5 protein-coding genes and 1 pseudogene are annotated in these 4,514 nt (G+C 32.5%); 4 read left to right on the top strand and 2 right to left on the bottom strand.

Annotated features, from left to right (window positions below):
* On the bottom strand, positions 1-795 hold a 795-nt coding region (locus AC1DIT_RS27230; RefSeq protein ID WP_476998554.1), incomplete at its 3' end, for an IS4 family transposase.
* A gap of 153 nt (positions 796-948) precedes the next feature.
* Here AC1DIT_RS27230 and AC1DIT_RS27225 point away from each other — a divergent pair.
* The 3 genes from AC1DIT_RS27225 to AC1DIT_RS27215 all read left to right on the top strand — a co-directional run bounded on the left by AC1DIT_RS27225 (position 949) and on the right by AC1DIT_RS27215 (position 3,312).
* Positions 949-1,557, top strand: coding sequence for an ArsR/SmtB family transcription factor (locus AC1DIT_RS27225; protein WP_016113523.1), 609 nt, complete (start codon positions 949-951; stop codon positions 1,555-1,557).
* The gene (locus AC1DIT_RS27220) at positions 1,550-2,806 is read left to right on the top strand and encodes an MFS transporter (RefSeq protein ID WP_016113522.1); all 1,257 of its coding nucleotides are present in this window, start codon (positions 1,550-1,552) and stop codon (positions 2,804-2,806) included. Before AC1DIT_RS27225 ends, AC1DIT_RS27220 begins: the two co-directional genes overlap by 8 nt.
* Positions 2,807-2,958: 152 nt before the next feature.
* Entirely contained in the window at positions 2,959-3,312 is a 354-nt protein-coding gene (locus tag AC1DIT_RS27215) for a hypothetical protein (RefSeq protein ID WP_016113521.1), read from the top strand.
* A 261-nt stretch (positions 3,313-3,573) separates the two neighbouring features.
* Here the strand turns inward: AC1DIT_RS27215 and AC1DIT_RS27210 are convergent, their stop codons facing one another.
* Complete coding sequence (locus AC1DIT_RS27210; protein ID WP_016113520.1) at positions 3,574-4,002, bottom strand: GNAT family N-acetyltransferase; 429 nt, start codon at positions 4,000-4,002, stop codon at positions 3,574-3,576.
* 381 nt (positions 4,003-4,383) lie between these two features.
* Between AC1DIT_RS27210 and AC1DIT_RS27205 the strand changes: the two are divergent.
* A pseudogene (locus tag AC1DIT_RS27205) lies at positions 4,384-4,482 on the top strand (IS6 family transposase); the annotation flags it as partial.
* Positions 4,483-4,514: the final 32 nt, after the last annotated feature.

The following is a 4,514-nucleotide window of genomic DNA, read 5'->3' as shown; positions in this document are numbered from 1 at the left end:
TGTTTGTCCTGGTTGAAGAGAGTTCATTAAAACCTCCATATCTATCTGGATATACTCTGTACCTTTCTTGATTCTGCCATCTTGAAAATAATCAGGGTTAGGATTTTTTTGATAAATACGTGTATTCGATTTGATACGTGAGATATAATAAGCCTTTTTATCTTGTATATGTTGAAGATCTTTCAAATGAAAATAACCTAAATCTCGGATACATAAATCATTCGCTGTTACAGTTGGGACACACAGGGAACTGTAGGTTCGATCATGTTGTTTACCTGGACCTGTATGAATATGAAGGAATTGTCCACTTAATAAATCATACTCAAGCTGAATCTTTACTCCCGCTGTATGGCTGCATCCTCCTGCACCCGGATAAACGAATGAAAAGGGATCTGGAAGTTGAAATGCAGTTGAATCTAAAATACGAATACGCTTGAAAACAGAAGTATATGGAGAAGAAATCGGCATAGATGAGGTCAATTTTTGGTTTAGTAGTTCAGCTAATAGGTGTTGTAAAAATTGGACAGCCGCTTGATTAAATCGTTGATTCAATCCCTCAGGGCTGATGAGCACTTCTGTTGATGCTTCCAAACAGCTAGATAATTGAGTTAAAGAAGTCGTAGCAATACTTTGACTCATCCATACACATAAAGCGACTAAATCTTTTGCTTGGTATTTACTGGTTCGTTGCACGAAACCAACATCTCTAGCTAGATCTCGTAAGATATTTGGAGATAAAAAGCTTTGAATCTCTTGAGCAAATAGTTGTAATTCATCAGATACAGAAATAGACATACAAAAATGCCATCCTTTCCTATGATTCTAGAAACAGGATAACGTTTTTTTATTTTTTAGAAAATATTTTATTTCCTCATTGACAATAGTCAGAAAAAACAGTTATATTTATGTCAATAAAAACTGACTAGTCAGATGAAAGGAACATGTTAAATGATACAAGAAGATATATTAATTCTAAATGAGTATGAACAATTAAAATCATTAAGTGATCCTTTAAGAGTTCAAATCCTTTCTTTGTTGATTGAAGAACCTCGTTCAGGGCAACAGTTGTCACAAATTATTGGTTTGTCTCGTTCGAAAATTCACTATCACTTACGTGATCTAGAAAAGAATGGTTTAGTCCAAATAGTAGAGGAAAATAAGAAAAGAAATATGACTCAAAAACTATACCAAGCGGTTGCTAAAAGTTTTATCCCCTCTAATAACTTATTACCTTTTCATTCGGAGTATGGAGAAAGTCGTAGGTTATTAACCATTGCAACCTTAGAGAGAGCAAAGAGTCGTGCTTTAGCAGCTCCTGAAAATGCTTTTTTAACACAATCTGAAAAGCCAGAAGAATGGGCTAGAATATCAAGTCAAATAGAAATTCGCACAACAAAAAAGCGATTTGAAGAATGGGTTGCTAAGTATCATAATCTTTTAAAAGAACTTCATGATATTGATGGAATTGAGAATAGTGACGCGGAATGGTTTTATTTAGCCACAGTTGGATTCCAAGTAGATGAGCCTTATTTTAAGGAAGGGGATAAAGATGAGTGAACCTGTTTTACAAAAAACTGCAGTCACGACAAAAGTAAAATCTTTATTCAAACAAAAATCTTTTATATTACTTTGGATTAGTACTATCTTCTCTGGGTTGAGTTTCAGTATGTTTTATTTTGCTGAAGCATGGTACGTTGTTCAGGAGTTAAATTTAGAAGCTTCCTTAGGGATAATTTATATTATTGGAGCAATTCCTCGGATTTTATTTATGTTGTTAGGCGGCGTGTTAGCTGATAGACTAAGTCAATCGAAAATAATGTTTTTTTCAGACTTAACAAAAGCCATATTAATTGGAGGATTAGTTTTATTGTTATTATTTACAGGTGAGATACATCTCTGGACATTAATTATTTTTGCGTTATTTTTTGGTGTTTTGGATGCGTTTTTCTGGCCTGCATCTAGTTCTATTACTCCCGTTATTGTTCCGAAAGAATTTCTAACAAGAGCGAATTCAATTATTCAGACTACAAGTCAATCTACTTCAATTTTGGGTCCAATGATAAGTGGGTTTATAATTGTTGGATTTGATTATACAGGGATTTTTAGTTTGATTACGATCCTGCTAATTTTAGGTAGTTGCTTTATATTTTTTATTAAAGTTAATAAACAAGTTGTTAATACTCAAGAAAATAAGCATCATTTGCTTTTAAGTTTAAAAGAGGGAATTAACTATGTTAAGAAGGCACCAATATTAATGGCTTTCATTTTAAAAACATTATTTTTGAATCTTTTTTTCGTAGGTCCATTAACTATAGGATTACCGATTTTTGTTAAAAATATATTGGAAGGAGAAACAATAGACTATAGTTTTATAATGTCGTTTTTAGCTATCGGGATGGTACTGGGTTCTATTATCCTTGGTATTATAAATCTCAAAAGAAAGAGAGGAATTCTTAGCCTAACATCACAAATGTTTGTAGGACTTTGTTTCTTGATATTAAGTTTTAGTAATGAACTATGGCAAAGTGTTGTTATTGTTGTTTTTTTGGGGATATCAATGACAATTTCTAATATATGTGCTGTTTCTGTTGTGCAAAATGAAGCTGAACCAGAAATGATTGGGAGAGTAATGAGTATTCAAACGGTTTCTTCCATGGGATTAACACCCATTTCCTATGGATTGACTTCATTAAGTCTTTCGCTTGGGATAAATATAAAATTTATTATTATGGTTGGTGCCTTATCTTTAATAGCATTTACCTTATATATATACTTTAAAATTCCAGCTTTACGAACCGTCGACTAAATCATCAATTATAAAATATCTTTAGGAAATGAATATACTACTGAATATCTAAATCACTAGGGTGTAATTGACTATAGAGATACAAAATTTCGTTTAGGGGGCATTATAAAATTTTAACTTGATAGCGATGTGGTGCTACCCCTTATGGAGAAATGCTAGTATTTGGCGCTTGTGCATTGCTTTGTCTTGCTCTTGTACAAAAATGGGGGCGTATTTTTCCTAAGTGGGTACCGTTTGTTGCTGGGAAAAAAGTTCCTCGATTCATTCTAATCACCGGAGGTTGGGTTGCTGCATCTATGACAGTTTCAATGGGGTTTTTGGCGATATTTGGATCTCTTTTGGAGGTATTAGGTTTTTCGAATGGACCAATGTCTTTCGATGACCAAGGTTTGTTGGTATCTATAGTATATGGAGGATGGTTGTTGCTGGGTATCACAATCACTGGAGCTACCTGGAATTATCAGAAGCAAACTAGAGGTAAATGTGTAAAATGTGGGAAACTTTAAATAATGATTTATAGATATTATAAAAGGATCTTCAAATGAAGATCCTTTTTCATTGCTGATAACATCGCTTATGTTGACTACATCCCCATTTGAGGCCTTCTTTAACTAAACCAGCTAATAGAAACAAGTCGTTATTTAATTAAAGGGCTGTTAAGTGACAATAAAGTCCTTTAAAAAATAATAAAGTTGTTTAATTCTTATTGGACTAACGCGGCAGTTTAGTGCAAAAATCAAAGGTAAAGGAGGACCTCTACCTTTACCTTATTTTAACTTTAGCTGTAGTATAGGGTATGGACGTCCAGAAGAATCTGTTTCCGTTTCACTTACTATAAAAAAGCCATTATTTATATAGAATTTAGTTGCACTCTTATTGTCTTTATTTACATCAACTGTCGTAATATCAAAGTCTTTAATTAAAGAATAAATAATAGCTTTACCGTATCCTTTACCTGTTTTATTTGGTTTTAAGAATAACATTTCTAAGTGTTGTTTATTTACAGCAGAAAAGCCAATTAAATCATCTTTTTCATACCATAACTGGATATTAAGATGTTGGAAATACGAGGGTATTTCTTTTTTAATCTCTTCTCTATCGGTATCTGTTAAAAAGTGATGAGTAGCTAAAACCGACTCTTCCCAAATGTTCAAAATTGTAACATAATCTTTCTGATTTGCTTTTCTATATATCATGAATATCTCTCCTTTAGTTTTAAATTATCAACTCCTTCCCAATAAGTAATTTATGATTTTCATGTTATATAGCCATGAACTTATATTGTTCATTAATAAAACCTCCAATAAACATTTAATTAATTATTCTATAAGATCTTTATTATTTATTCAACAAACGGGGGCTTTAGTTGAAGAAGAATTAAACAACTTTATTATTGATTTTTGAGTGCAAACACCTTTAAATGGGTTCTGTTGCAAAGTTGCTTAACAGATAAAAAATCAGGCTGATTACAGATGGACTTTATACGGTTCTGGTGCGAAAACTTCAAGATAATTGCAAGTAATCTCTAAATCTTGAACATACTGATACTATTACTCTAAAAAAGGTGCGTGATCAGTATGGAAAAGCGAAATTTATTCAAGTGGAAGCATTATCATCATGATATTATTTTGCAAACAGTAAGATGGTACCTACGGTACAACTTGAGCTTTCGTGATTGTACAACTTGAGCTTTCGTGATTTGGTGGAA

The organism is Bacillus sp. 05T22 (assembly GCF_056396765.1).
This window is presented reverse-complemented; position numbering and strand designations above follow the sequence as displayed.

Coding starts and splice junctions, on each gene's coding strand:
- AC1DIT_RS27210 (WP_016113520.1), bottom strand. CDS start 4,002: ATGATATATAGAAAAGCAAATCAGAAAGATTATGTTACAATTTTGAAC.
- AC1DIT_RS27220 (WP_016113522.1), top strand. CDS start 1,550: ATGAGTGAACCTGTTTTACAAAAAACTGCAGTCACGACAAAAGTAAAA.
- AC1DIT_RS27225 (WP_016113523.1), top strand. CDS start 949: ATGATACAAGAAGATATATTAATTCTAAATGAGTATGAACAATTAAAA.
- AC1DIT_RS27215 (WP_016113521.1), top strand. CDS start 2,959: ATGCTAGTATTTGGCGCTTGTGCATTGCTTTGTCTTGCTCTTGTACAA.